This is a genomic window from Streptomyces sp. NPDC022910 (assembly GCF_055561075.1).
Genome location: NZ_JBVHHL010000087.1, coordinates 1 through 23,492 on the forward strand (window position 1 = coordinate 1; position 23,492 = coordinate 23,492).

Consider the following 23,492-nt stretch of genomic DNA (forward strand, 5'->3'; position numbering starts at 1 on the left):
TCCTGCGCCTCGACGCGGAGGGCACACCGCTGCTGGCCGTCTCCCACTTCTCCCCGGTCGTGCGCCACGACTACCGCCTGGGCGTCCCCGACGACATCCCGGCCTGGCACGAGATCCTGAACACCGACCTGGCGAAGTACGGCGGCGGCGACGTCCACAACCCCGACCCGATCCCGTCCGAACCCGGTCCAGGGCACGGCATCCGCCTCACCCTTCCTCCTCTCGCCACCATCTGGCTGTGCCCCGCTTCCGGGCGGGGCGCCGAGCGACCTGTGGAGCGGCCATTCGAACGTTGAATTCGCCATTCCCCGGAGAATTCCGGGTCCGGAATTTCCGCGATTACCGATGGTTGTCACATGCAGGAATCGAGTGAACTCTCTGAGTCACTTGCCGTGGAATTGTTTGGCGAAGTGGAATGCGGGAATGCCGGTTACGAGTGCTTCGGACAGGAGGCACGTCCGTGGGAGCTGGCTCACCAGACCCCGGGTGTGTGTCCCGTGTGCTGTGAGTGCGACCTCCCATGTTGACTGTCCAGTCAGCCCCTCGAGGGAGTTGAAAAGCACCATGCGCATTACGGTCAAAGCGAAGCAACACCCGCACGACGACGCCCCTGACACCGCTGAGGCCTTCGGTCGGCTACGCGGTCTGCCCGACGGCCCCGAGCGGAAGACGCTGCGCGACGAGATCGTCCAGTCATGGCTCCCCATGTCCGAGCGCATCGCCCGCCGCTACCGCGGCCGGGGTGAATCCATCGAGGACCTGTGCCAGGTCGCGGCACTGGGTCTGGTCAAGGCGGTCGACCGCTATGACCCCGCCCGCGGGTACGCCTTCGAAAGCTATGCGATCCCCACGATCACCGGCGAGATCAAGCGGCACTTCCGCGACCACATGTGGGTCCTGCACGTCCCCCGCCGTGTCCAGGACCTGCGCAACCGGGTGCGTGTGGCCGCCAAGGAGATCTCGCAGGAGACCCCGGGACACGGCCCGACCGTCGCCGAGATCGCAGAGCACGCACACCTCAGTGAGGAGGACGTCCGCGTGGGCCTGGAAGCCATGGACAGCTTCACCGCCCTGTCCCTCGACGCGGAGGTCTCGGGCAGTGACGACGGGTACGCACTGGGCGACGCGCTGGGCGAATCGGATTCCGGTTTCGACCTGATCGTCGACCGCGAGGCAGTCAAGCCGTGTCTGCAGTCCCTGCCCGAGCGTGAGCGCACCATCCTCTACCTGCGCTACTTCCGCGGTATGACCCAGAGCCGCATAGCGAATCAACTCGGTATCTCGCAGATGCATGTCTCGCGTCTGCTCAGTGGCTGCTGTGCGCGCGTGCGCGAAGAGGCGCTCGCCGATATCGCGTGATGTCCCAGCTCGCCCCGCCGCCCCGCCGCCCCGCCGCCCCGCCGTCGGGGTCGGCCAGCATCCGGCCGCCCGGCCGCTCATCGACCGGACGGCCGTTTGCGGTGGGCTCACTGCCGAACCCTCCCGGGAACGGTTTGGCCAGTGCGCCGACACCTTCCGGACTATCCGCGAGGCGGTATTCGAAACACGCCGCACGACGAGTACCTCACGGGCAACGGAGCGAAACCGGAGGGCGATTGGCCGGAGGGCCCTCCGCTCGCTGGCGAGGAGCCTCAATGAGGCGGAGGGTCCTCCGGAAGCTGGGTGGGGCCGTAGCGGTCCAGCGTTTCCTCCAGAAGAACGCGGACGTGGTCGGGTAGATCCCCGTTGCGTCCCCAGATGATTATCATCTCCGCGACATTGCGCAGCTTGATGTTCGCGTGCTGGGAGACTTCCCGGAGGACCTCCCACCCCTGGTCGGGCGAGACATGCCCAAGGGCGACGAGCATGCCGATCGCCTGGTCCACGACCGCATGCGAGTTCACGGCCTCCTTGAGCTGCCCGACCTCCTCCTCGAGCTGGAAGATCCGCTCCGATTCGTGGCCGGTGGCGTCCGGCTCCTCATGTCCCGGACGGGCTTTCGAGGTCATCGTCCCCTCCGGGGTGGCGTGGCTTTCGGCATTATCGGACTTCCCCCCATCGTCACCATACGACCATGTGTGTGCGAGCTGGGGGAGGGTACTGCGGGACGCGGGCGAGTACATCGGCGGCGCCGGAGGTGAAGCAGGCATGAGCCGTCCCGACGACGACCGGGCGAGCGCGTACGACGCCAGCCCGTTCCTGCCGCACCACGGCGGGCTCGACGCGTACCGGCGCGCCGCCGCGGGCTGCCGGGGCTGCCCCCTGTACGAGAACGCCACCCAGACCGTGTTCGGCCGAGGCGACGCCTCCGCCCGGGTCGTGCTGGTGGGGGAGCAGCCCGGCGACCAGGAGGACCGCAAGGGTGAACCCTTCGTCGGCCCGGCCGGCCGCCTGCTGGACAAGGCCCTGGAGGAGGCCGGAATCGACCGGGGCACGGCCTACGTCACCAACGCTGTCAAACACTTCAAGTTCACCGTCGCCGAGCGCGGCAAACGGCGCATCCACAAGGCGCCCAGCCTGCGCGAGATGTCCGCCTGCCGGCCCTGGTTGCGCGCCGAACTGGACCTGGTCCGCCCCGAGGTCGTGGTGGCCCTGGGCGCGACCGCGGGCAAGGCGCTGCTGGGTGGCTCCTTCCGGGTAACCAAGGACCGGGGTAATCTGCTGCCGATGCCCGGCACCGACGAGGAGCAGTACGTGGTCGCCACCGTGCACCCCTCGGCGATCCTGCGCGCCGATGACCGGGAGTCCGCCTACGCCGGGCTGGTCTCGGACCTGAAGGTGGTGGCGCGGGCACTGAACGGGCACGCGCACTGAGCGGGCACGCGCAGCTGTCCCCGGACGGGTCAGCAGAACGAGCGCGCGGGCTCACCCGGCCGGTGCAATGGACGCGTGACCGCGCCTCCGGACGACTGCCTCGCCCGCAACGAATGGATCTGCGGTGCGTATCTGAGCAGCCGCCGTCACATCATTCTCGACGCGGTGCTCCAGCATCTGCAGCTGACCGCCGTCTCCGTGCTCATCGGCCTGGTCCTCGCCGTCCCCCTGGCCGTGCTGGCGCGCCGCTGGGGCTGGGCCGCGGGTCCCGTCCTCGCCGTCACCACCATCCTCTACACGATCCCCTCCCTGGCGATGTTCTCGCTGCTCCTTCCCCTGTACGGGCTGTCTGCCGCGCTGGTCGTCGCCGGTCTCGTCCTCTACTCGCTCACCCTGCTGGTCCGTAACACCCTCGCCGGACTGCGCGCCGTCCCCGAGGAGACCCGGCAGGCCGCCCGCGGCATGGGATACGGCCCGATCCGGCTGCTGCTCACCGTCGAACTGCCGCTCGCCCTGCCTGCCGCCATGGCCGGGCTCCGCATCGCCACCGTCTCCGCGGTCTCCCTGGTCACGGTCGGGGCGATCGTCGGCTTCGGCGGGCTCGGGAACCTGATCTACGCGGGCATGAACACATACTTCAAGGCACAGGTGCTGACCGCGTCCGTGCTGTGCGTGGTGATCGCGGTGGCGGCCGATCTGCTGCTGCTCGGCGTGCAGTGGCTGATCACACCCTGGACCAGGGCGAGACGTGGATGAAGACCCTCGGCGACACCTGGCACTGGCTCACCGAACCGGCCCACTGGACGGGCGACGACGGCATCTGGCACCGGCTGGCGCAGCACCTCGTCCTGACCGTCGTCTGTCTGGTCATCAGCTGCGTGATCGCGCTGCCGGTCGCGCTCGTCCTGGGCCACCTGGGCAAGGGCGGCGCTCTCGCCGTCAACATCTCCAACGTCGGCCGTGCGGTCCCCACCTTCGCCGTGCTGGTGCTCCTCCTGCTCACCCCGATCGGCGCATGGGGCGAGGGCCCGACAGTCGTCGCCCTCGTCCTGTTCGCCGTCCCGCCGCTGCTCACCAACGCGTACGTCGGCATGCGCGAGGTCGACCGCAATGTGGTGCGAGCGGCGCGGGGTATGGGGATGACCGGTCGGCAGATGTTGCTTCACGTGGAACTGCCCCTGTCGCTCCCCATGGTCCTCAACGGGGTGCGGATCGCCGCCGTACAACTGGTCGCGACCGCCACGATCGCCGCGCTGGCGGGCGGCGGCGGCCTCGGCCGGATCATCACCGCGGGCTTCAACCTGGCCAGTACTCCGCAGGTCGTCGCCGGGGCCGTCCTGGTGGCCGGGTTCGCACTGATCGTCGAAGGGATCTTCGAGGCCGTAGAGCGGCTGGCACCGCGCTGGACGAGAGGCTCGCCGTGAGACGCTGCGCGGCGGTCGCGAGCGTGCTCCTGGCCGCCGGCTGTGCGACGGGCCCCTCCCTGGAGACCCGTGGCCAGGTCACCGCCACGCCGGGTGACAGCAGGCACCTGACCGTCGGCTCGGCCGGCTTCACCGAGAGCGACCTGCTCGCCCAGATGTACGCGCTGCTGCTGACCCAGGCCGGCTACAGGACCTCGGTACTCACCGTCGCCAACCGCGAACTGTACGAACCCGCCCTGGAGTCGGGGCAGATCGACGTCGTCCCCGAGTATGCGGCCACCTTCGCGGACTGGCTCAACGCCAAGACCAACGGTGCCGGGGCCGCGCCCGTCGGTTCACCGGACCTCGCCGCCACCATGGCAGCCCTGCGGAAACTTGCCGTTCCTCGGGGACTCACGGTGCTCGATCCCGGCCGGGCGGTCGACCAGAACGCCTTCGCGGTGACGCGGGCGTACGCCCGCCGACACCACCTGAAGACACTGAGCGACCTCGGCCGATCAGGCCTCGAGGTCAGGCTCGCGGCGGGTGACGAATGCGTCCGACGGCCGTACTGCGTACCGGGTTTGAAGAAGACGTACGGCATCGACATCACCGGCGTCGACCCCAAGGGCGTCGGCACCACCGAGGCGAAGCGGGCCGTCCAGAGTGGCCGGGACCAGATGATGCTGACCACGACGACGGACGCGACCCTCGACGAGTTCGGGCTCGTCCTGCTCGCCGACGACAGGCACCTGCAGAACGCGGACTACGTCGTCCCGGTCGTCAACCGCTCCCGCGCGGGCGGCGAACGTGCCACCAAGGCCCTCGGCGTCCTCAACGCGGTGCTCACCACGCAGGACTTGGCGTCCATGAACCAGCGGGTGGACAACTGGAGACGGCTGCCCGAGGACGTGGCGCGCACGTATCTCAAGGACAAGGGCCTGCTGAAGTGAGCGGTGCGTGACGTCGGCGGGGCCCATGGACGATGCCGACGCGGTCACCGGGGCGGTGCTGACCGCGTCGCGACTTCTGTGGCAGCCCGTGCCATCAGCCGACCGTCGGGCTGGGCGCAGGGGAGGCGGTGTTCACGTTCAGGTCGGGGCGGGGGGTGAGGACGACCATCGGTGAGCCGGGCTGCGGCGGGGGCGGGGTGAGCTGGTCCTTGGGCAGCTTCGGCGGGGTGGTCTCCTGGAAGAGGACCTGGTCGAAATTGACCGTGCCGGTCTTCTCCAGCACGGTGATGTGGTCGAGAACGGTGTCGTTGGCCAGATCGGCGAGCTGGCGCACGAGGGTGTTCTTCGTGGTGGCGCGGATCTTGGCGACGGTCGGGAAGATCTGGCCGTGGGTGACACGCATGATGTTGGCGGCGGTGTTGTCGAACTCCTTGCCCGACGCGGCCGCCGAGGTCGCCACGAACTGCTGCTGTTGCGGGGAGGCCTGGTTGGGCAGGGTGATGCCCAGTTCCGGGGCGATCTTGCGGCACAGCGCGTCGAGTCCGGCGTGCCCGACGATCAGATGCTTGCCGGCCTCCCTCATCTCCGGCGTCGAGCCCTTCTTCAGCGCGATTTCACCCAGCGGGTACTCCCACAGCCCTGCGGCACGCACCTTGACCACGAAGTCGCGGTCGGCCTCGGTGAGCGGGCCGTAGCGGGTGTTGGCGATGACGCGGTCCGGCGAGCTGGACGTCGTCTGGATGCCGAGCATGGTGGGGTAGGCGAGGGCAGTGAGGGTCAGGCCCAGAGCACCGGCCACGAAGACGGTTCCGGCCATGTTGCGGGAAAAGGGCATGCTGTCTCCAGGAGCGAGCGGCGTGTACGCCATGAGGTACGGACGGGCCGCGCGGATTCATCATTGCTCTGGGTAAAAAATGCACTCTGCTCCGCGTGTCGTGCGTCACACGGGAGCGCCGGGGCGACGACCGCCCACGGCCCCGTGCCCCTGGCACCGACCGCCTCCCGGGAGGGCTACGCGCCCGCGACCGAGTCGAACGGCACCTGCCCCCGCGGGATGCCCCGCGCGTCCGCGTCCACCGAGCGGCGCAGCGCCTCGTGGAGCTTGGCCGGGGTCAGGACCCCCAGGAAGTGTGCTCCGTCCAGCACCGCCACCCACCCCGCGTCGTGCTGGAGCAGTACTCCGAAGGCCTGCTTCAGCGAAGCGCCCACCGGAACCCAGGAGTTCATCCTGCGGGCATGGTCGCGGACCAGGCCGCCCTCGCGGAGTTCGCCGACCCCGGCCCAGCCGTGCAGATCGCCGTCGGTGTCGAGGACGACCGCCCACCGCGCGCCCTGCTCGTGCAGCCGCGCCGCCGCCCGTTCTGCGGGCTCGTCGAGCCGTGCGACCGGCGGCTGCTCCAGATCGTTCGGCTCGATCTCCGTCACCGACAGCCGCTTCAGCCCCCGGTCCGCGCCCACGAACTCGGCGACGTACGGTGTCGCGGGCGTGCCGAGCACCGCCCCGGGCGTGTCGAACTGCTCGATGCGCCCCTGCCCGTACACCGCGATGCGGTCGCCGAGCCGCACCGCCTCCTCGATGTCGTGCGTCACCAGCAGCACCGTCTTGCGCACGGCCGCCTGCATCCGCAGGAACTCGTCCTGCAACTGCACCCGCACCACCGGGTCGACCGCCCCGAACGGCTCGTCCATCAGCAGGACCGGCGGATCGGCGGCCAGCGCCCGGGCCACCCCCACGCGTTGCCGCTGGCCGCCCGACAACTGGTCCGGATAGCGCGGTCCGTACGTCTTCGGATCCAGGCCCACCAGGCCGAGCAACTCGGCGGCCCGTGCCCGTGCCTTCGCCTTCTTCCAGCCGAGCAGGGACGGCACGGTCGCCGTGTTGTCCAGAACGGTCCGGTGCGGGAACAGGCCCACCTGCTGGATCACATAACCGATGCGGCGGCGCAGGCGCACGGGGTCGACGGTCGCGATGTCCTCGCCGCCGACGAAGATCCGCCCCGAGGTCGGCTCGATGAGCCGGTTGACCATCATCATCGTGGTCGTCTTACCGCAGCCGGACGGTCCCACGAGCGTGACGAGCTCGCCCTTCGCGACCGCGAAGGACAGGTCCTCCACGGCCGTCGTGCCGTCCGGGTACCGCTTGGTGACCTCCTCGAACCGGATCATTCCCTCACGCTATCGGCGCCCGTCACTCCTCGCTCACCAGCACCACCTCCAGGGTGCGCGGACCGTGCACCCCCTCCACCCGGTCCAGCTCGATGTCGCTCGTCGCGGACGGCCCGGAGATCCAGGTCAGCGGGCGTGTCGGGTCGAGGCGCTCCAGTGCCTGGGGTACGGACGACACCACCTGCCCGGGGACGCGCACGACACAGATGTGGTGGTCGGGGACGAGCGTGATACGACGGCGGCCCTGGTCCGGTGAGCCGTCCAGCACGATGGTGCCGGTCTCGGCGATGGCGACCGCGCAGCCGGTGACGACGCTCTCCACCCTGTCCAGGTCGTGGGGCGTGCTCACCGCACGGTCGTGGACACGCGTCGGGTCGGCGGCCGACATCCAGTCCGGCGGGAGGCCCGCGGGCACGAGCACGGACTGAGACCCGCGCTCGGCGAGCAGTCGCATGATCACATACGACAGCTCCTCCGCAGTCGTGCGGTGTACGATCGCCCGGTAGTCCGCCAGGTTCTCCGCCAGCAGATCCACCGTCTGCTCGACGGTCAGCTCGCCGTGCTGCCGTAGATAGTCCCGGGAAACAGCCTGCTCGTACGGCGTGTCGTCCTTGGGTACGTCTTTCAGCGCGCGCCGCACCCGGCCCAGGATCCGATCCCTGCTGCTCACCTGTTCTTCTTCCCTCCGTGCGTGCGCTGCCACCAGTCGCGGAACGGTTCCGCGGGCACCGCCGGCAGGTCCCGGCTCGCGCTCCACGCCTTGCCGGGACCCGGCAGCGTCCGCGGATGGAAGCGCCGTGACCGCGACGCGATCCGCTGGCCGGTGCGCAGCGCGCCGGGGTGGCTGAAGGCCCAGCGCGCAGCCCGCATCGCCGCCCGCTCGGCGGCATGCCCCTTCGCCGGCTTCAGGATCACCTTGTTGCCGGCCCGCGTCACGCTCCCGCCTTCCACGACCCGCTCCCGCAGATGCACCAGCACCTCGGGGATGTCGATGGCGACCGGGCACACGTCGTAGCACGCGCCGCACAGCGAGGACGCGTACGGCAGCGAGGCGTCGATCTCGCTCTGCATGCCCCTGAGTTGAGGGCTGAGGATGGCACCGATGGGGCCCGGGTAGACCGAGCCGTAGGCGTGGCCGCCCGCCCGCTCGTACACCGGGCAGACGTTCAGACACGCCGAGCAGCGGATGCACCGCAGCGCCTGACGTCCGACCTGGTCGGCGAGCGTGTCGCTGCGGCCGTTGTCCAGCAGGACCAGGTGGAAGGTCCGCGGGCCGTCTGCCGTCTCGGCGTCCGTGGTACCCGTCCACATGCTGGTGTACGGGTTCATCCGCTCCGCGGTCGAGGAGCGGGGGAGCGTCTGCAGGAACACCTCCAGGTCCCGCCAGGTCGGCACGATCTTCTCGATGCCGACGACCGAGATCAGCGTCTCGGGCAGGGTCAGGCACATGCGCCCGTTGCCCTCCGACTCGACCACCACCAGCGTCCCCGTCTCGGCGACCATGAAGTTGGCACCGGAGATGCCCACCTTGGCGCGCAGGAACTTCTCACGAAGGTGCAGCCGGGCCGCCTCGGCCAGTTCGGCGGGTGTGTCGCTCAGCCCGTCGGGCGCCGGGCGCCCCCATTCGCCCATCTCGGAGCGGAAGATGTCGCGGATCTCGCCGCGGTTGCGGTGGATCGCGGGGACCAGGATGTGGGAGGGCCGGTCCTTGCCCAACTGCACGATCAGCTCGGCGAGATCGGTCTCGTACGCCCGGATGCCCTCCGCCTCCAGCGCTTCGTTCAGGCCGATCTCCTGCGTGGCCATGGACTTGACCTTGACGACCTCCGACTCGCCGGTCGCCTTGACCAGTTCGGCGACGATCCTGTTGGCCTCGTCCGCGTCCGCCGCCCAGTGGACGGTGCCGCCCGCGGCGGTGACCGCCTCCTCCAACTGCGTGAGATAACGGTCGAGATGACGGAGTGTGTGGTCCTTGATCCGCCGCCCTGCCTCCCGCAGTGCCGCCCAGTCGGACACCTCCGCCACCGCCTTGGCGCGCTTGGCCCGGATGGTGTGGGTGGCGTGCCGCAGATTCCGGCGCAGGGTCTCGTTGCCGACCGCCTCGTGCGCGGCCTCCGGGAACGCCGGCATCCCGACGAACGTCCCGCTCATGCGTTGTGTCCCTTCACCGCGTTGTCGACGCTCATAGCACCGGCTCCTCCTCCGTGCTCGCCAGGATCTCCGCGATGTGCACCGGCCGCATCCCGACGCTCAGCCGCGTCATCGTGCCGCCGATGTGCATCAGACAGGAGTTGTCGGCGGCGCACAGCACCTCGGCGCCCGTCGACTCGGCGTTGCGCACCTTGTCGGCGCCCATGGCGGCCGAGACATCGGAGTTCTTCAAGGCGAAGGTGCCGCCGAAGCCGCAGCACTCCTCGGCGCCCGGCAGCTCGGCCAACTCCAGTCCTCTGACGGCCTGGAGGAGCCGTGTCGGACGGTCGCCGAGCCCCAGCCCCCGCAGGCCGTGGCAGGTCGGGTGGTACGTCACCCGGTGCGGGTAGTACGCGCCCACGTCCATCACGCCCAGCACGTCCACCAGGAACTCCGTGAGCTCGTACGTCTTCGGGACCACGGGCGCCAGGGTGGTCGCGAGCGTGTCCCCGCGCCCCTCGGCCCGCGCCCGCTCGCCCATCCGCGGATACAGCTCCCGCACCATCGCCCCGCACGACCCTGACGGGGTCACGATGGCCTCGTACTCCCGGAATACATCGGAGAACTTCACAGCAAGCGGCTCGGCCTCATGCCGGTATCCCGTGTTGTAGTGGGCCTGCCCGCAACAGGTCTGCGCCGTCGGGAAGTCGACCTCGACGCCCAGCCTGGTCAGGAGCTTCACCACGGCGCGCCCGGTGTCCGGATAGAGCGTGTCGTTGACACAGGTCAGGAACAGGGCGACACGCATCGCGGCTCCTTGTGATCGGTCATCGGATGAGTGCAGGGTAATCGCCGAACGCGGCCTCGGGGAGACCCCGGCTCTGGAGTGCGTTGCGGGTGCCGCCTCCGACGATGTGCACCACGTCGACCGGATGGCCGGCGAGCCGTTGGGCGTCGGTGACGGCCCGGCGGTGGGCGAGCGCCAGGGAGTCGAGGATGCACCGCGTGATCTCGGCAGGGGACTGCGGCACCGGTTGCCCCGAAGCGCGGCACGCCTCGGCGATGCGGGCCGGCATCCGGCCGGGGGCCAGGAACGCCGCGTCACCCGCGTCCACCACGGACTGCAGCGCCGGTACGCCTGCGGCTGCGGACAACAGTGCCGACAGGTCGGGGCCGCCCCATTCCCGGAGGCACTCCTGGAGCAGCCACAGCCCCATGATGGTGCGCAGATAGCGGACCGTGCCGTCCAGCCCCAGCTCGTTGGTGAAGTTGGCGGCGCGGCTCGCCTCGGTCAGTACAGGAGCCGTCAGCTCCAGGCCGGCCAGGGACCAGGCGCCGGTGCAGATGTCCGCGAACCGCTCACCGATGGCCGGTACTGCGGCCACGCCGACGCGGTGTCGTGGGAGCCGACGGCCGTCACCGTAACCGGCCCGGTCAGCCCGGTCTCCTCCAGCACTTCCGGTCGCAGCACGCCCGCCGGGTCGCCGGGCCGGCGCAGCGGTGCGAACAGGTTCAGGCCGATCCCCAGCCGGCCCGCGATGTCGTACGACTAGTCGCGCGTGCGGGGGTCGATGAGCTGGGTGGTCGACGCGTTGGTGAGCTCGGTGCCCTGCTCGCCCGTGAGCCAGTACGTGATCAGGTCGGGAATCAGCAACAGGCGCTCGCCTGCTCGAACAGCGCCGAGGAACGGGCCGCCGTCAGCTGGTACAGGGTCGCCACCGAATTCACCGGTACACGGCTGGTCTGCGACGCCTTGTGCGCGGCGGGCGAGCCGCGGGCTCGCCTACCGCACGCTCCTGCCTCGATGCCGGCTCGGACCGGCTGCACCGCACGGTCGCCGGACGTGCACGAGAGTCCGTACGGGAAAAGGGCCCGGCGTGACGGCGCACCGCCGTCACACCGAGCCCTTCAAAACCCCCCGTCTCACCAGGGGAGGGGTCCCTCGACGTCGAAGTAGCCCCCCGTCGGGCCGTCCGGGCCCACCTGGGCCATGCGGACGATGATCTCCGCGCCCTCCTCGACGGTCCGGATGCCGGTGTGATGGTTCAGATCCGTGGCCGTGTAACCGGGCTCCACCGCGTTGATCCGCATGTTCGGGAACGCCTTCGCGTACTGCACCGTGATCATGTTGACCGCGGTCTTCGACGCCGGATAGGCGACCCCCGGGTAGGCGTACGTCGGGGTGCCCTCGGCGGTGACCCGGGTCAGCGATGCCAGACCGCTGCTGACATTGACCACGACCGGGGCGGCAGAGCGCTGGAGCAGGGGCAGGAACGCGTGGGTGACGCGTACCAGGCCGAAGACGTTCGTCTCGAACAGCGACCGCATCATGTCGGGGGTCAGGTCCGCGGCGCCGACCACGCCTCCCTCCGGCGTCCGCGCCTCGATACCGGCATTGTTGACCAGCACGTCCAGTCCGCCGTCGGCCTCGATCGTCTTCGCCGCGGCAGCCACGGACGCGTCGTCGGTGACGTCGATGAGGACCAGTCGCGCGCCCAGGCGTTCGGCGGCCCGGCGTCCGCGTTCGGCGTCCCGGCTGCCGAGGTAGACGGTGTGGCCCGCATCGACGAGTCGACGGGCGGTCTCGAATCCGAGTCCCTTGTTGGCTCCGGTGATCAGTGTTGTCGTCATGCCCCAAGGATTCGACCGAGCGGTGTCGTCAGCCAGAGGACCCGTCTTCCTGGGACCGCTGGTACCAGGAAGCCTGGCGGTCGGCGGTGCCACACTGGTGGGCATGGCGACGGCGGAGTTCGGCAAGGCGGTGCGGCGCTGGCGTGACCGGGTCCCACCCCAGGCCGCCGGGCTGCCCGCCGGCGGGCAGCGCAGGGCGCCCGGACTGCGCCGTGAGGAACTGGCCCAGCTGGCCGGGATCTCCGTCGACTACGTCACCCGCCTCGAACAGGGTCGCGCCTCCAATCCGTCGGCGCAGGTCGTCGAGGCGCTGGCCAGGGCCCTGCGGCTGTCGGGGACCGAACGCGCACACCTGTTCAGGCTGGCCGGGCTGGCGCCGCCCGGCCCGGACACGGTGCCCACACACATCACGCCGAGCGTCCAGCGACTGCTGGACAGGCTGACGGGGACACCCGTCGCGGTGTCCGACGCGTCCTGGACGCTGCTCGTGGCCAACCCGCCGTACGCGGCGCTCATGGGCGATCCGTCCCGATGGCGCGGCAACGAACGCAACGCCGTGTGGCGCCACCTGGTGGGCCAGGGCAACACCCGCGTCCGGCACACACCCGAGTCCCGGCGCGCGTTCGAGGCCGCACTGGTCGCCGACCTGCGGGCGGCCGCCGACCGCTACCCGGCCGACCAGCAGCTGCGGCGCCTGGTCGCGGAACTGCGGGCGAACAGCGGCCGGTTCGCCGAGCTGTGGGACTCCGGCGCCGTCGGCCGCCACGAGGCCGCGCGCAAGACCATCGATCATCCGCAGGTGGGCACCCTGACACTGGACTGCGACGTGCTCACCGTGGCGGGCGCCGACCTGCACATCATGATCTACACGGCCGATCCCGGCACCGAGGACGCGGAACGCCTCGCCCTGCTCACGGTGCTGGGCACCCAGGCACTCGTCGGATAGCCGCGGCCCCGTGGGGGCGCCGCGGCGGATCCGCACGCGCCGCGGCACAGGGACACCGAGGGGCGAGTGCCGGGACCGGGGCCCGTCCTGGTCGTGCCCGCACGCCGGGCTGACGGACGGCCCCGGCACCACCGCCTGGACCTCGTCGGTCTTCGGGTCGGTCCAGACCTCACTGGACGGGCTGGCGCTCACCTCGCAGTTCACCTACCCGCAGTTCCTCTCGACGCCCGAGGACAGGCTGCAGCTGAGCCACCGAGGAGAAGTCCAGTGGAACGACCCCGTCGGCGCTCCACGTCGTCGACTTCGCACTGCCCGCGTGAGCGGGTCTGTCCCGTGGGGCGGTGACGGTAATGTGAAGCCTTGCCCGCCGCCCCCGTCTTCCTGGAGGTCCTCGCCTGATGGCCCAGTCGGTGGGTATCAAGGACGTCGCCCGCGCAGCCGGAGTCTCCGTGGGTACGGTCTCGAACGTCATCAACCGCCCCGAGTCGGTCGCGTCCGAGACCCGTGCCCGCGTGCAGTCCGCCATCGACCGTCTCGGCTACGTCCGCAGCGAGTCCGCGCGGCAGTTGCGTGCCGGGCGCAGCCGGATCATGGGGCTGCTCGTCCTCGACATGGGCAACCCGTTCTTCGTGGACGTGGCCCGCGGCGCCGAGCGGGCCGCCCGCGAGGCGGGGCTCGGCGTGATGGTCTGCAACAGCGCCCAGAGCCCCGCCGAGGAAGCCGAGTACCTGGCGCTCTTCGCCGAACAGCGGGTGCGCGGCGTGCTGCTCACCCCCGCCGACGCGACCGGCCGCAACATCGAGATCTTCCGCCGCCACGGCATCCCGTTCGTGCTGGTCGACCGGGTCGCCGAGGGCACCACCGAGTGCTCGGTATCGGTCGACGACGTGACGGGCGGCGCCCTGGCCGTACGGCATCTGGTCGACGCCGGGCACCGCTCCATCGCGTACGTCAGCGGCCCGCCCGGACTGAACCAGGTCAGGGACCGCCGCACCGGCGCCCTGAACGCGCTGGCCGAGGCCGCGCTCGGACCGGAGGCACTGCGCGAACTGCCGACCGAGCGCCTCGACGTGGCCGCCGGCCGGGACGCCGGCGCCCGGCTCCTCGGGCTCGCCGACCGCCCGACCGCAGTGTTCTGCGCCAACGACCTGCTCGCACTCGGCGTCCTTCAGGCCATGTACGCGGCCGGGGTGAGCGTCCCCGACGACCTCGCCATCGTGGGCTACGACGACATCGAGTTCGCCGCGGCGGCCGCCGTTCCGCTCACCTCCGTACGGCAGCCCGCCGTCACCATGGGCGCGCTCGCCGCGGAGCTCCTGCTGGAGGAGACCGAGGCGGAGTCAGGGGAACGGGGACATGAGCACCGGCGGGTCGTGCTCCGGCCGGAGTTGGTGGTGCGCCGCTCCAGCCTGGCGGCGCGCTGAGTCCTCCGCTCCCGCCGGTCCGCCGAAGAGGCCATGAAACCGGCTGAGCGGCCGGTCAGTATGGGTTTCTTGATCCCCGGGCGCCGGAACCTCCGGACCATGTGCTGAACTGGGACGCGGCCTGGAAATCCGTCCGTCTCGGGGAGCACTTTTGAGCCTCAGCTACTGCCAGCCCGGCATCGTCCTCACCGACCGCCGCTTCACCGTGCCCCTCGACCACGACGACCCCGGCGGGGAGACGATCGAGCTGTATGCGCGGGAGGTCGTCGCGAGCGCCAAGGCGGACGCCGACCTGCCCTGGCTCGTCTACCTCCAGGGTGGACCCGGCTTCGGGGCGAATCGTTTCATCGGCAAGCAGGCATGGCTGGGCCGGGCGCTCGAGGAGTACCGCGTCCTCCTCCTCGACCAGCGCGGCACCGGCTTCTCCACGCCCGCCAACCGGCAGACGCTCCCGCTGCGCGGCGGCCACCGTGAGCAGGCCGACTACCTCACGCACTTCCGCGCGGACTCCATCGTCCGCGACTGCGAGGCCATCCGCCCGCAGGTCACCGGCGGTGCCCCGTGGACGGTCCTCGGACAGAGCTTCGGCGGCTTCTGCACCGTGAACTACCTCTCGACGGCGCCCGAGGGCCTGCGCGCGGCCATGGTCACCGGTGGCCTGCCCTCCCTCGACGCGCACGCGGACGACGTCTACAGGGCCGCGTACCCGCGCATCGAACGCAAGGTCACCGCCCACTACGACCGCTACCCCCAGGACGTGGAACGCGTCCGCCGCATCGCCGAGTACCTGCTCCAGCACGAGCCCGTCCTGAACGGCGGCTACAAGCTCACCGTGGAGGCCTTCCAGTCCCTCGGCATCCTCCTCGGCGGCAGCGAGGGCAGCCACCGCCTCCACTTCCTCCTGGAGAACGCCTTTGTCCGCACTCCGCAGGGCTTCGCGCTCTCCGACGCCTTCCAGGAGGAGGTGCACAGCGTGCTCTCGTACGCGGGCCACCCGCTGTACGCGTTGGTCCACGAGGCGATCTACGGCCAGGACGACCGCCCCACCGCCTGGTCGGCGGAGCGGGTACGCGGGGAATTCCCGCAGTTCGACGCGGCCAAGGCGCTGACCGGCGATGGACCGGTCCTGTTCACGGGCGAGTCCGTGCACCCCTGGACGTTCGACACGGACCCGGCACTGCGTCCGCTGCGTGAGACCGCGCACCTGCTCGCCGAGCGCAGGGACTGGACGCCGCTGTACGATCCCGCCCGCCTCGCCGCCAACGAGGTACCGGTGGCCGCGGCGATCTACCACGACGACATGTACGTCGACACCGCGCACGCCCTGGAGACGGCCCGCACGATCCGCGGTCTGCGCACCTGGGTCACGGACGAGTTCGAGCACGACGGCGTCCGCGCGGGCGGACCCCGCGTCCTGGACCGCCTGCTCGCGCTGACGCGGGACGAGGCCTGACCGGAGGCGGCTGAGCAGCGTGGCCAGGGGTGGTGTCAGCACCACCCCTGGCCACCGGCAGTTCGGCACACTCACCGCACCGGCCGACGGGTGGACGGACGGCGTTAGTCTGCGGCCATGACCGAGCCACGCAACGACCAGCTCAAGCCCATGCCCGACCACTGGCGCCGCGCCCTCGCCGTCGTCGCTCATCCCGACGACCTCGAATACGGCTGCTCGGCGGCGATCGCCGGGTGGACCGACGGCGGCCGGGAGATCGCGTACGTCCTCGCGACCCGTGGCGAGGCGGGGATCGACTCATTGGAGCCCGCCGTCTGCGGTCCGCTGCGCGAACGGGAGCAGCGGGCGAGTGCCGCGGCGGTCGGCGTGTCCACGGTGGAGTTCCTCGACCACCGCGACGGTGTCGTCGAGTACGGGGTCGCGCTGCGCCGGGACATCGCGGCGGCGATCCGCCGGCACCGCCCCGAACTGGTCCTCACCCTCAACCACCGCGACACCTGGTTCGGGGAGACCTGGAACACCCCGGACCACATGGCCGTGGGACGGGCCACCCTCGACGCGGCGGCGGACGCCGGCAACCGGTGGATCTTCCCGGAACTGGCGGCGCGGGGCCTGGAGCCGTGGAACGGCGTCCGCTGGGTCGCCGTCGCCGGTTCCTCGACGCACACCCATGCCGTGGAGGCGGCACCGGGACTGGAGCGCGCGGTCCGGTCACTGCTGGAACACCGCACGTACGTCGAGGCGTTGACCGATGAGGACCCGGAGACGTACGCACGGTCCTTCCTGACCTCCGCTGCCGAGGCCGTGGGCGAGCGGTTCGGTGGCGAACCGGCCGTGGCCTTCGAGCTTTTCGGCCGCTAGCCGGACACGGCCTCAACGGGGCGCCGGAGCCGTGCTTCGATCGCTTCCGGAGCTCCACACAGACGGCTTTTCGAAACGGGGATCGATGGACGACAAGGAACTGCTGGCCGAACGCTTCCAGGCGCAACGCGGGCATCTCAGAGCCGTGGCCTACCGGATGCTGGGCTCGCTGAGTGAGGCCGACGACGCCGTCCAGGAGACCTGGCTGAGGCTGAGCCGCTCCGACGTGAGCGAGGTGACGAACCTGGCGGGCTGGCTCACCACGGTCGTCGGCCGGATCTGCCTCGACATGCTGCGCTCCCGCACCGCGCGCCGTGAGGAGCCCATGGCGGACACCTTCGTCCCGGACCCCGTCGTCACGCCCCTGGAGCGCGTCGATCCCGAACAGGAGGTGCTGCTCGCCGACTCGGTCGGGCTCGCCCTCCTCGTCGTGCTGGAGAGGCTGGAGCCCGCCGAGCGGCTGGCCTTCGTCCTGCACGACATGTTCGCCGTGCCCTTCGACGACATCGCTCCCGTCGTGGGGCGCACGTCTGCCGCGACCCGGCAGCTCGCCAGCCGCGCCCGCCGCCGGGTACAGAGCGCGGAGCCCGCATCCGATCCGGACCTGGGGCGTCAGCGCGAGGCGGTGGAGGCGTTCCTCGCGGCCTCGCGCGCCGGAGACTTCGACGCCCTGGTCGCAGTCCTCGACCCGGACGTGGTGTTGAGGGCCGACTCCGGCCCCCTGGTCAGCGGCGTGGCCGCGTCCAAGGTGGTGCGGGGTGCGACGACCGTGGCCAAGGGGGCGCTCATGTTCCGGCAGTACTCCGCGTACGCCCGGCTCGCCCTGGTCAACGGGGCGATCGGGCTGGTCACGGCGCCCGAGGGCCGACCCATGTCGGTCATGGGCGTCACCGTCGTCAACGGCAGGATCACGGGCATCTACATCCTGTCGGACCCCGAGCGGCTGGAGCGGCTGGACTTCACGACGCCGACGGCCTGACCACCGCGGTCACTCCCCGGTTCGCGCCACCACGCGCAGTGGACCCACGGCGCGCCCGTCCGGCAGAAGTTCACCGGTGTCGTCGAAGACGATGGTGCCGTTGCACAGCAGGTTCCTTCTCTGCACTTCACCCGGATGGGTGGGCCCGAGGGCGGAGGGCGCTGAGAAAAGCGGTCGCAGCGAGTGATCTGGTTCTGCAGACTCTGGGCTGTGGATCGCTTGATGGAGATCGCGGATCGGTTGACCGACGTCGGCGGAGTGGTCGGCGTGTGTCTGGGCGGCAGCCGAGCGAGGGGAACACATCGTCCCGCCTCCGACTTTGATTTGGGCCTGTACTACCGGCCGCCGCTGGACACTGCTGCCTTGCGTCTCCTCGCGTCCGAGCTGACTGGCGAGTCGGTCGAAGTGACGGAACCGGGCGGCTGGGGGCCATGGGTGGACGGTGGGGCATGGCTGACCGTTGACGGCTGCCGTGTCGACTGGATCTACCGCGGTCTGGACCGCGTTCACCGGATCTGGGAAGAGTGCCAGGCGGGGCGCTTCGAGGTGGGCGTTCAGGCCGGTCACCCGCTTGGGGTGTACTCCCATGCCTATGTCGGCGAGGTGGCCGTTGGGCGCGTTCTCGCTGATCCTGGTGGCGAACTGCGGGCCCTGCAGCAGGAGACTCGCCGTTATCCGGAGCCGTTGCGTGACGCGCTGATCGCCAACGCGCAGTGGGAGGCTCCCTTCACCCTGGCCAACGCCCGCAAGGGAGCGGCTCGTGGAGATGCCTTTTATGTCGCCGGCTGCCTCTTCCGCGCGGTGGGGCTTCTTGTGCAGGGCCTGCATGCTCACGCGCGTTGCTGGGTGTTGAACGAAAAGGGAGCTGTGCAGGCTGCGGGGCAACTCCCGGCTGCTCCTGCGGACTTCGCGGCGCGGGCTCACGGGTTGTTCGCGATGCCCGGCACGACCCCAAACGTTCTGTCCACCGTGCTCGATGCCGCTGACGGGCTGGCTGCCGAGGTATGCAGGCAGCTCACGTCCTGTCCAGCAGTTCCGGGGGGTTGTACGCCGCGACACGCAGCACGTAGTCGATGCGCTTGCCGAGGAAGTACGCGGTGCGGGTGACCTCGGCGCCGACTCCGAAGCCGCCTCCGTCCGCCTCCCGGGTGAGCCGCGCCAATGCGGATGCCCTGGGTCCACTTGGGATCGTTGCGCCGGTCCATGGCGTACGCGGCCACCTGCTCCGGCGGCAGCCGGAGCACGCGTTCCGCCGTCTCGTCGATCGTCATGCCGGTTCCTCGCGACTCCCCGCCGGTGCTTGCCTTCCGCTCCTTGGAGCGGTCAGTCGTTCCACTCAGGGTTCCTCCCGCTGGTCGCGAGCGCACGGTGGAAGGCGGGGGCGTCGACGGACGTGCGCACGGGCGTGCCGTAGCCTCCGGTGGCCCTGGCCTGTTCGGCGATCTGCTCGACGACGCCGAGGGTGACCTGTGCGGTCTCCTCGCTGAGCGTGAACGGCCGGCCGGTGGCGCGAGCGAGGTCCCAGCCGTGCAGAGCGAGTTCCTGCAGGGTGATCGTGGCCGCGAAGGCGGACGGCATCTCTCCCGGGCCGAACTCGCTGAGCCCCTCGTACGCCGCCGGGTCGGCCCACGCCGCCGCGGCAAGGGCGGCGGACTCGGCGACGGCGGCGGGTGACATGGCCAGAGGGGTGCCGTCGCCCGGCTGCGGTTCCTTACGGGCGGCCCGCGCGGACGAGGACAGGGTCGCGCCCAGGTGGTCGAGGAGTTCGGCGACGGTGAACTTCTCGCACGGGGTGCGGGCATCGAGCTGTTCGGTGCCGATGCCGGCGGCCGTGGCGACGACGGCGTCGGCACATTCCTTGATGGCGGGGTAGAGCGTGCTGTGCTGGGTCTGCATGGGGTTCTCCCTCGGGTGCGCCGGTGGGGCCGGCGGGCTCGGTACGGGGTGGGGGCAGGTATCGCTGCCGGGTGAGCGGTGAAGCCGGGGTCAGCCGGTGAAGAAGGGCGCGGGCCGGCCTGTCTCGGCGTAGGTCTTGAGTTGGACGAACTTCGTCGCCCAGCCGTACGTGAAGTCGCGGTAGGCGTCGTCGACGGCGGGGAAGCCGCTGTGGGTGAAGCGCAGGGTGACGCCATCCTCGGCGCGGGCGAGCACCTCGTAGGTCTGGACGGTGCCGGTCCAGGGGCCGTTCTCGCCGGTCAGGACGAGCCGCTTGCCGGGCTCCGCCTCCGTGACGCGCAGCCGCCACGGCTCCGGCACGCCCGGGAAGCCCAGTTCGTGCACACCATCCACGCCCTCGTCCGCGGTGGCGGTCGTGGTGAACCAGCCGTGGATGCCTTCGGCCGTGGAGATCGCCGTGTACACGGTCTCCGGGTCGGCCTCGATGTGCAGTTGCATCGCGATGTCAGCCATGACGTGTGCTCCTTCTCCAGTTCCTACTGTCGCTTTAGCAGACACTAAAATGACATGCCTCTCGATCGCAAGCTGTAGCGGTGACTAAAATGACGTCCATGGATGCGGTACGGGCGGTCGCGGAGCCCAGACGGCGCGAGATCCTGCGCCTGGTCTGGGACGCGGAGCTGTCCGCGGGCGAGATCGCCGAGCGGTTCGACGTCACCTTCGGGGCGGTCTCCCAGCACCTCAAGGTGCTCCGGGACGCGGGTCTGGTTACGCTGCGCCAGGAAGGCAAGAAGCGCTTCTACCGTGCCGACCGTGAAGCCATGGGCCCGTTGGCCGACTATCTGCAGTCGATGTGGGCCGTCAAGCTGGACACCCTCGCCCAGCTGGCGGAGGCGGCCGAGCGCGAGGAGCGGGAGGCGCCCGAGAACTCCGAAGGGGCCAGCCCTTGAGCGCGAACGTGGTCACCGTGGAACGGCTCATCGCCGCCCGGCCGGAGACGGTGTTCTCCTTCTTCACCGACCGGGACAAGTGGCTGTCCTGGATGGGCGAGGACGGCGAGTTCAGCTTCGAGCCCGGTGGCGCCTATCGGACGACGGTCACCGGCGGGAACGTCGCGGAGGGCCGCTTCGTCGAGGTCGACCCGCCCAGCCGGCTGGTCTTCACCTGGGGCTGGGCGGAGGGTGGGATGCCCGTGCCGCCCGGTTCGACCACCGTCGAGATCACCCTTGAACCCGTCGCCACGGGTACCTTGTTGCGCCTGGTCCACCGGGACCTGCCCTCCCCGGAGGCGTGCGCCGCGCACGAGGAGGGCTGGGTGCACTACGTGGACCGCCTCGCCGCAGTGGCGGCGGGCGGCGACCCGGGACCCGACGACTGGATGTGAGGCGGCGGGGTCGTACGGTCGGGGCCCCTGCCGGTTCGGGGGACCGGCCCTGCCCCCGAAAGGGGTTTCTGCGGCAACGGCCGAGGTCGTTAGGGTGGTCGTCATGCACCCTCCCCACGCCGACACCGCCGAGTTGCGCGCCGACTGTGGCCGCTGCTTCGCCCTGTGCTGTGTCGCGCTGCCCTTCGCCCGCTCGGCCGACTTCGCGATCGACAAGGACGCCGGCACCCCCTGCCGGAACCTCCGGGACGACTTCCGGTGCGGCGTCCACGCCGAGCTGCGGCAGCGCGGCTTCCCCGGTTGCACGGTCTACGACTGCTTCGGCGCCGGACAGAAGGTCTCCCAGATCACCTTCGGTGGACAGGACTGGAGTTCGGGCGGCCCGGAGCGCGCCCGGCTCATGTTCGACGTGTTCCCCGTGGTGCGCCAACTCCACGAGCTGCTGTGGTACTTGACCGAGGCGCTCACCCTGCCCGCCGCCCGGCCGGTCCACGGCGACCTCCGTCGCATGCTGGCAAAGACCGAGCAGCTCACCTTGCAAACCCCCGAAGAGCTGGCGGAGTTGGATGTGGCCGCACACCGGCGGGAGGTCAATGTGCTGCTGCTGCGCGCCAGTGAGCTGGTGCGGTCGGGAGCGGGGCGCCGCACCAAGGACCGGCGGGGCGCCGACCTCATCGGCGCGCGGCTCACAGGCGCCGACTTGCGGGGTGCCAGTCTGCGCGGCGCCTACCTCATAGCCGCCGACCTCACGGGCGCGGATCTGCGGGGCGCGGATCTGATCGGCGCCGACCTGCGGGACGCGGACCTCAGCGACGCCGATCTGACCGGCGCCTTCTTCCTGACCCAGCCCCAGATCAACGCGGCCCGCGGCAGCGTGGGAACCAGGCTCCCCGAGTCACTCACGCGCCCCGGTCACTGGACAGCGCACCTCTGACGCGCCTCGGCGACGGCTGCCGGGCTGCGCTGGGCGGCGGCCCGGCGGTCGAGATGCAGCCGCAGTCCCTCCGGCATCAGGGTCAGCCGCTCCGCCACCCGCAGCCGGTAGCCGGGGTCCGGCCGCAGCTCGTAGCGGCGCAGCAGCAGGCCCAGTACCAGCGTCGCCTCGTGCAGCGCGAACTGCCGTCCGATGCAGGCCCGTGCACCCGTCCCGAACGGCTTGAAGGTGTGCGCGGACCGGGCCCGCACCGCCTTGGCGTCGAACCGGTCGGGGTCGAACCGCTCGGCGTCCGGGCCCCACACCTCCGGATCCCGGTGAAGCATCGTCGTCAGGACCAGCGCCCAGGCGCCCTGGCGCATCGGATGCGCGCCGTCCAGGCCGGTGTCGTGCCGCGCCTCACGCGCGAAGGCCGGAGCGGTGGGCCACAGCCGCAGCGACTCGTCGAGAACCCGGCGGACGTACCGGAGTTTGGCGACCTGCTCGTAACCGGGCCGTGCGACGTCGCCCCACACCCGGTCCACCTCCTCGCGGGCCCGTGAGGCGACGTCCGGGTGGCGGGAGAGGTAGTGCAGCGCGAAGGAGAGGGCGCCGGAGGTCGTCTCGTGGCCGGCGACCAGGAACGTGATGACCTGGCGCCGGATGTTCTCGGGCGCCAGCCGCTCCCCGGTCGCCGGATGCGCGGTGTCCAGCATCCGGTCGAGCAGGTCGCCCTCGCCGCCGGCGGCGCGGCGGGCTCGTACGACCTCGTCCACCGTGCGGTTGAGATAGGCCATGTCCGCCTCGTTGCGCCGGGCGGCCCTGCGCAGCAGCAGGGGTGTCAGCGGCGCCGGGACGACGTTGCGGCGCTGGGCGAACGTCAGTGTGCCGACCATCGCGGTGACGAAGGGGTGCGGCCGGGACCGCTCGAAGGAACCGAAGTCGTGACCGAAGCCCGTGCGTGCGATCGTCTCCAGCGTCAGCTTGGTCATGTCGCCGGGCACGTCCACGGCGCGGCCCACGGCCTGTTCCGCGTCCCAGCGGGCCATCAGCCGTTGCGCCACGTCGAGCATCATCGGGTGGTAGCCCGCCATGGCCTCGCGGCTGAAACCGGGCGCCAGGACGTCGTGCGCCAGCTGCCAGTTCGGCTCGTGGTTGTACGCCGTGAACAGCCCGTCCCCGGCCACCGGCCGCAGATTGGCGACCCCGAGGCCCACGTGTTTGGCGAATCGCGACTCGTCGGCGAGATCGGCTGCCGGCCGCCCGCCCCACACGAACACGATCTCGCGGCTGAAGAACTTACGCCGGAAGATCGGGCCGAGCAGGCGCCCGTACCGCATCGAGTCCTGCACCGGCCTGCGGACGTCGGCGCCGAGCACATCGCCGACGAACGGGATCCGGTGCGGCGGGTGCGGAATGCACGCCTCGAAGACCACGATCCGCTACGGCGACCAGTCCGCCCAGGTCAAGGGCATCCGGGCATTCGACCCCGAGCGGCAGGGCCGCTGGTCGTTCAGCTCGCAGCAAGCCACCCTGCGTCGCCTCGACAAGGCGTTCCAG

General features: G+C 70.7%; 26 protein-coding genes and 4 pseudogenes. 17 read left to right on the forward strand and 13 right to left on the reverse strand.

Annotated features, from left to right (window positions below; translation table 11 throughout):
* On the forward strand, positions 1 to 296 hold a 296-nt coding region (locus ACZ3TS_RS39485), incomplete at its 5' end, for an alpha amylase C-terminal domain-containing protein (protein ID WP_467627192.1).
* 268 nt (positions 297 to 564) lie between these two features.
* The gene (locus tag ACZ3TS_RS39490; RefSeq protein ID WP_467627194.1) at positions 565 to 1,359 is read left to right on the forward strand and encodes a SigB/SigF/SigG family RNA polymerase sigma factor; all 795 of its coding nucleotides are present in this window, start codon (positions 565 to 567) and stop codon (positions 1,357 to 1,359) included.
* A gap of 272 nt (positions 1,360 to 1,631) precedes the next feature.
* Here the strand turns inward: ACZ3TS_RS39490 and ACZ3TS_RS39495 are convergent, their stop codons facing one another.
* Positions 1,632 to 1,988 carry an ANTAR domain-containing protein gene (locus ACZ3TS_RS39495; RefSeq protein WP_467627197.1) on the reverse strand — a complete coding sequence of 119 codons (357 nt, stop codon included), beginning with the start codon at positions 1,986 to 1,988 and terminating at the stop codon, positions 1,632 to 1,634.
* 139 nt (positions 1,989 to 2,127) lie between these two features.
* On the opposite strand from ACZ3TS_RS39495, the gene ACZ3TS_RS39500 reads away from it, so the two are divergent.
* The 4 genes from ACZ3TS_RS39500 (at position 2,128) to ACZ3TS_RS39515 (ending at position 5,149) form a co-directional block, all read left to right on the forward strand.
* On the forward strand, positions 2,128 to 2,793 hold the full coding sequence (locus ACZ3TS_RS39500; RefSeq protein ID WP_467627199.1) for a UdgX family uracil-DNA binding protein: 666 nt from the start codon (positions 2,128 to 2,130) through the stop codon (positions 2,791 to 2,793).
* 75 nt (positions 2,794 to 2,868) lie between these two features.
* Entirely contained in the window at positions 2,869 to 3,549 is a 681-nt protein-coding gene (locus tag ACZ3TS_RS39505) for an ABC transporter permease (protein WP_467627201.1), read from the forward strand.
* A complete protein-coding gene (locus ACZ3TS_RS39510; RefSeq protein WP_467627246.1) occupies positions 3,546 to 4,217 on the forward strand; it encodes an ABC transporter permease in 672 nt (223 codons plus the stop codon). The genes ACZ3TS_RS39505 and ACZ3TS_RS39510 overlap by 4 nt, the downstream gene beginning before the upstream one ends.
* Positions 4,214 to 5,149, forward strand: a complete 936-nt coding sequence (locus tag ACZ3TS_RS39515) for an ABC transporter substrate-binding protein (RefSeq protein WP_467627204.1) — start codon at positions 4,214 to 4,216, stop codon at positions 5,147 to 5,149. Before ACZ3TS_RS39510 ends, ACZ3TS_RS39515 begins: the two co-directional genes overlap by 4 nt.
* A 94-nt stretch (positions 5,150 to 5,243) precedes the next feature.
* On the opposite strand, the gene ACZ3TS_RS39520 is transcribed toward ACZ3TS_RS39515, so the two are convergent.
* The 7 genes and pseudogenes from ACZ3TS_RS39520 to ACZ3TS_RS39550 form a co-directional block, all read right to left on the reverse strand.
* Positions 5,244 to 5,984, reverse strand: a complete 741-nt coding sequence (locus ACZ3TS_RS39520; protein WP_467627207.1) for a DUF4142 domain-containing protein — start codon at positions 5,982 to 5,984, stop codon at positions 5,244 to 5,246.
* A gap of 176 nt (positions 5,985 to 6,160) precedes the next feature.
* Complete coding sequence (locus tag ACZ3TS_RS39525) at positions 6,161 to 7,315, reverse strand: ATP-binding cassette domain-containing protein (RefSeq protein ID WP_467627209.1); 1,155 nt, start codon at positions 7,313 to 7,315, stop codon at positions 6,161 to 6,163.
* A gap of 22 nt (positions 7,316 to 7,337) precedes the next feature.
* Complete coding sequence (locus tag ACZ3TS_RS39530) at positions 7,338 to 7,985, reverse strand: LutC/YkgG family protein (protein ID WP_467627212.1); 648 nt, start codon at positions 7,983 to 7,985, stop codon at positions 7,338 to 7,340.
* A complete protein-coding gene (locus tag ACZ3TS_RS39535; protein WP_467627214.1) occupies positions 7,982 to 9,466 on the reverse strand; it encodes a LutB/LldF family L-lactate oxidation iron-sulfur protein in 1,485 nt (494 codons plus the stop codon). The genes ACZ3TS_RS39530 and ACZ3TS_RS39535 overlap by 4 nt, the downstream gene beginning before the upstream one ends.
* A gap of 31 nt (positions 9,467 to 9,497) precedes the next feature.
* Positions 9,498 to 10,253, reverse strand: coding sequence for a (Fe-S)-binding protein (locus tag ACZ3TS_RS39540; protein WP_467627217.1), 756 nt, complete (start codon positions 10,251 to 10,253; stop codon positions 9,498 to 9,500).
* 76 nt (positions 10,254 to 10,329) lie between these two features.
* A pseudogene (locus ACZ3TS_RS39545) lies at positions 10,330 to 11,158 on the reverse strand (FGGY-family carbohydrate kinase); the annotation flags it as partial.
* 210 nt (positions 11,159 to 11,368) lie between these two features.
* Positions 11,369 to 12,076 carry an SDR family NAD(P)-dependent oxidoreductase gene (locus ACZ3TS_RS39550; protein ID WP_467627219.1) on the reverse strand — a complete coding sequence of 236 codons (708 nt, stop codon included), beginning with the start codon at positions 12,074 to 12,076 and terminating at the stop codon, positions 11,369 to 11,371.
* A gap of 103 nt (positions 12,077 to 12,179) precedes the next feature.
* Between ACZ3TS_RS39550 and ACZ3TS_RS39555 the strand changes: the two genes are divergently transcribed.
* From ACZ3TS_RS39555 to sigJ, 6 genes and pseudogenes are all read left to right on the forward strand, one after another.
* A complete protein-coding gene (locus tag ACZ3TS_RS39555) occupies positions 12,180 to 13,022 on the forward strand; it encodes a helix-turn-helix transcriptional regulator (protein ID WP_467627249.1) in 843 nt (280 codons plus the stop codon).
* A 103-nt stretch (positions 13,023 to 13,125) separates the two neighbouring features.
* Positions 13,126 to 13,296: pseudogene (locus ACZ3TS_RS39560) on the forward strand (BNR-4 repeat-containing protein); the annotation flags it as partial.
* 124 nt (positions 13,297 to 13,420) lie between these two features.
* Positions 13,421 to 14,446, forward strand: coding sequence for a LacI family DNA-binding transcriptional regulator (locus tag ACZ3TS_RS39565; protein WP_467627222.1), 1,026 nt, complete (start codon positions 13,421 to 13,423; stop codon positions 14,444 to 14,446).
* Positions 14,447 to 14,597: 151 nt separating this feature from the next.
* The gene (locus tag ACZ3TS_RS39570) at positions 14,598 to 15,899 is read left to right on the forward strand and encodes an alpha/beta fold hydrolase (protein WP_467627224.1); all 1,302 of its coding nucleotides are present in this window, start codon (positions 14,598 to 14,600) and stop codon (positions 15,897 to 15,899) included.
* A gap of 117 nt (positions 15,900 to 16,016) precedes the next feature.
* A complete protein-coding gene (locus ACZ3TS_RS39575) occupies positions 16,017 to 16,760 on the forward strand; it encodes a PIG-L deacetylase family protein (RefSeq protein WP_467627227.1) in 744 nt (247 codons plus the stop codon).
* An 85-nt stretch (positions 16,761 to 16,845) separates the two neighbouring features.
* Entirely contained in the window at positions 16,846 to 17,739 is an 894-nt protein-coding gene (gene sigJ, locus ACZ3TS_RS39580) for an RNA polymerase sigma factor SigJ (protein ID WP_467627229.1), read from the forward strand.
* A 9-nt stretch (positions 17,740 to 17,748) separates the two neighbouring features.
* On the opposite strand, the gene ACZ3TS_RS39585 is transcribed toward sigJ, so the two are convergent.
* Positions 17,749 to 17,919 carry a DUF5999 family protein gene (locus tag ACZ3TS_RS39585; RefSeq protein WP_467627251.1) on the reverse strand — a complete coding sequence of 57 codons (171 nt, stop codon included), beginning with the start codon at positions 17,917 to 17,919 and terminating at the stop codon, positions 17,749 to 17,751.
* A 42-nt stretch (positions 17,920 to 17,961) separates the two neighbouring features.
* On the opposite strand from ACZ3TS_RS39585, the gene ACZ3TS_RS39590 reads away from it, so the two are divergent.
* A complete protein-coding gene (locus ACZ3TS_RS39590; protein WP_467627232.1) occupies positions 17,962 to 18,846 on the forward strand; it encodes a nucleotidyltransferase domain-containing protein in 885 nt (294 codons plus the stop codon).
* On the opposite strand, the pseudogene ACZ3TS_RS39595 reads toward ACZ3TS_RS39590, so the two are convergent.
* The 3 genes and pseudogenes from ACZ3TS_RS39595 to ACZ3TS_RS39605 all read right to left on the reverse strand — a co-directional run.
* Positions 18,764 to 19,010 (reverse strand): annotated as a pseudogene (locus tag ACZ3TS_RS39595) (SRPBCC family protein); the annotation flags it as partial. The gene ACZ3TS_RS39590 and the pseudogene ACZ3TS_RS39595 overlap by 83 nt on opposite strands.
* A gap of 52 nt (positions 19,011 to 19,062) precedes the next feature.
* On the reverse strand, positions 19,063 to 19,635 hold the full coding sequence (locus tag ACZ3TS_RS39600) for a TIGR03086 family metal-binding protein (protein WP_467627233.1): 573 nt from the start codon (positions 19,633 to 19,635) through the stop codon (positions 19,063 to 19,065).
* 90 nt (positions 19,636 to 19,725) lie between these two features.
* Positions 19,726 to 20,148 (reverse strand): SRPBCC family protein, encoded by a 423-nt coding sequence (locus ACZ3TS_RS39605; protein ID WP_467627235.1) that lies wholly within the window; start codon positions 20,146 to 20,148, stop codon positions 19,726 to 19,728.
* An 89-nt stretch (positions 20,149 to 20,237) separates the two neighbouring features.
* On the opposite strand from ACZ3TS_RS39605, the gene ACZ3TS_RS39610 reads away from it, so the two are divergent.
* The 3 genes from ACZ3TS_RS39610 to ACZ3TS_RS39620 all read left to right on the forward strand — a co-directional run bounded on the left by ACZ3TS_RS39610 (position 20,238) and on the right by ACZ3TS_RS39620 (position 21,953).
* Positions 20,238 to 20,585: an ArsR/SmtB family transcription factor gene (locus ACZ3TS_RS39610; RefSeq protein WP_467627238.1), complete on the forward strand. Its 348-nt coding sequence runs from the start codon at positions 20,238 to 20,240 to the stop codon at positions 20,583 to 20,585.
* Positions 20,582 to 21,019 carry an SRPBCC family protein gene (locus tag ACZ3TS_RS39615; protein ID WP_467627240.1) on the forward strand — a complete coding sequence of 146 codons (438 nt, stop codon included), beginning with the start codon at positions 20,582 to 20,584 and terminating at the stop codon, positions 21,017 to 21,019. Before ACZ3TS_RS39610 ends, ACZ3TS_RS39615 begins: the two co-directional genes overlap by 4 nt.
* Before the next feature lie 103 nt (positions 21,020 to 21,122).
* On the forward strand, positions 21,123 to 21,953 hold the full coding sequence (locus tag ACZ3TS_RS39620) for a pentapeptide repeat-containing protein (RefSeq protein WP_467627242.1): 831 nt from the start codon (positions 21,123 to 21,125) through the stop codon (positions 21,951 to 21,953).
* Here ACZ3TS_RS39620 and ACZ3TS_RS39625 read toward each other — a convergent pair.
* Positions 21,932 to 23,368 (reverse strand): cytochrome P450, encoded by a 1,437-nt coding sequence (locus ACZ3TS_RS39625; RefSeq protein WP_467627244.1) that lies wholly within the window; start codon positions 23,366 to 23,368, stop codon positions 21,932 to 21,934. The genes ACZ3TS_RS39620 and ACZ3TS_RS39625 overlap by 22 nt on opposite strands.
* Here ACZ3TS_RS39625 and ACZ3TS_RS39630 point away from each other — a divergent pair.
* Positions 23,352 to 23,492: pseudogene (locus tag ACZ3TS_RS39630) on the forward strand (RNA-guided endonuclease TnpB family protein); the annotation flags it as partial. The gene ACZ3TS_RS39625 and the pseudogene ACZ3TS_RS39630 sit on opposite strands and share 17 nt — an antisense overlap.

Coding starts and splice junctions, on each gene's coding strand:
- ACZ3TS_RS39490 (WP_467627194.1), top strand. CDS start 565: ATGCGCATTACGGTCAAAGCGAAGCAACACCCGCACGACGACGCCCCT.
- ACZ3TS_RS39495 (WP_467627197.1), bottom strand. CDS start 1,988: ATGACCTCGAAAGCCCGTCCGGGACATGAGGAGCCGGACGCCACCGGC.
- ACZ3TS_RS39500 (WP_467627199.1), top strand. CDS start 2,128: ATGAGCCGTCCCGACGACGACCGGGCGAGCGCGTACGACGCCAGCCCG.
- ACZ3TS_RS39510 (WP_467627246.1), top strand. CDS start 3,546: ATGAAGACCCTCGGCGACACCTGGCACTGGCTCACCGAACCGGCCCAC.
- ACZ3TS_RS39520 (WP_467627207.1), bottom strand. CDS start 5,984: ATGCCCTTTTCCCGCAACATGGCCGGAACCGTCTTCGTGGCCGGTGCT.
- ACZ3TS_RS39525 (WP_467627209.1), bottom strand. CDS start 7,315: ATGATCCGGTTCGAGGAGGTCACCAAGCGGTACCCGGACGGCACGACG.
- ACZ3TS_RS39535 (WP_467627214.1), bottom strand. CDS start 9,466: ATGAGCGGGACGTTCGTCGGGATGCCGGCGTTCCCGGAGGCCGCGCAC.
- ACZ3TS_RS39540 (WP_467627217.1), bottom strand. CDS start 10,253: ATGCGTGTCGCCCTGTTCCTGACCTGTGTCAACGACACGCTCTATCCG.
- ACZ3TS_RS39550 (WP_467627219.1), bottom strand. CDS start 12,076: ATGACGACAACACTGATCACCGGAGCCAACAAGGGACTCGGATTCGAG.
- ACZ3TS_RS39555 (WP_467627249.1), top strand. CDS start 12,180: ATGGCGACGGCGGAGTTCGGCAAGGCGGTGCGGCGCTGGCGTGACCGG.
- ACZ3TS_RS39565 (WP_467627222.1), top strand. CDS start 13,421: ATGGCCCAGTCGGTGGGTATCAAGGACGTCGCCCGCGCAGCCGGAGTC.
- ACZ3TS_RS39575 (WP_467627227.1), top strand. CDS start 16,017: ATGACCGAGCCACGCAACGACCAGCTCAAGCCCATGCCCGACCACTGG.
- sigJ (WP_467627229.1), top strand. CDS start 16,846: ATGGACGACAAGGAACTGCTGGCCGAACGCTTCCAGGCGCAACGCGGG.
- ACZ3TS_RS39590 (WP_467627232.1), top strand. CDS start 17,962: ATGGAGATCGCGGATCGGTTGACCGACGTCGGCGGAGTGGTCGGCGTG.
- ACZ3TS_RS39600 (WP_467627233.1), bottom strand. CDS start 19,635: ATGCAGACCCAGCACAGCACGCTCTACCCCGCCATCAAGGAATGTGCC.
- ACZ3TS_RS39605 (WP_467627235.1), bottom strand. CDS start 20,148: ATGGCTGACATCGCGATGCAACTGCACATCGAGGCCGACCCGGAGACC.
- ACZ3TS_RS39610 (WP_467627238.1), top strand. CDS start 20,238: ATGACGTCCATGGATGCGGTACGGGCGGTCGCGGAGCCCAGACGGCGC.
- ACZ3TS_RS39620 (WP_467627242.1), top strand. CDS start 21,123: ATGCACCCTCCCCACGCCGACACCGCCGAGTTGCGCGCCGACTGTGGC.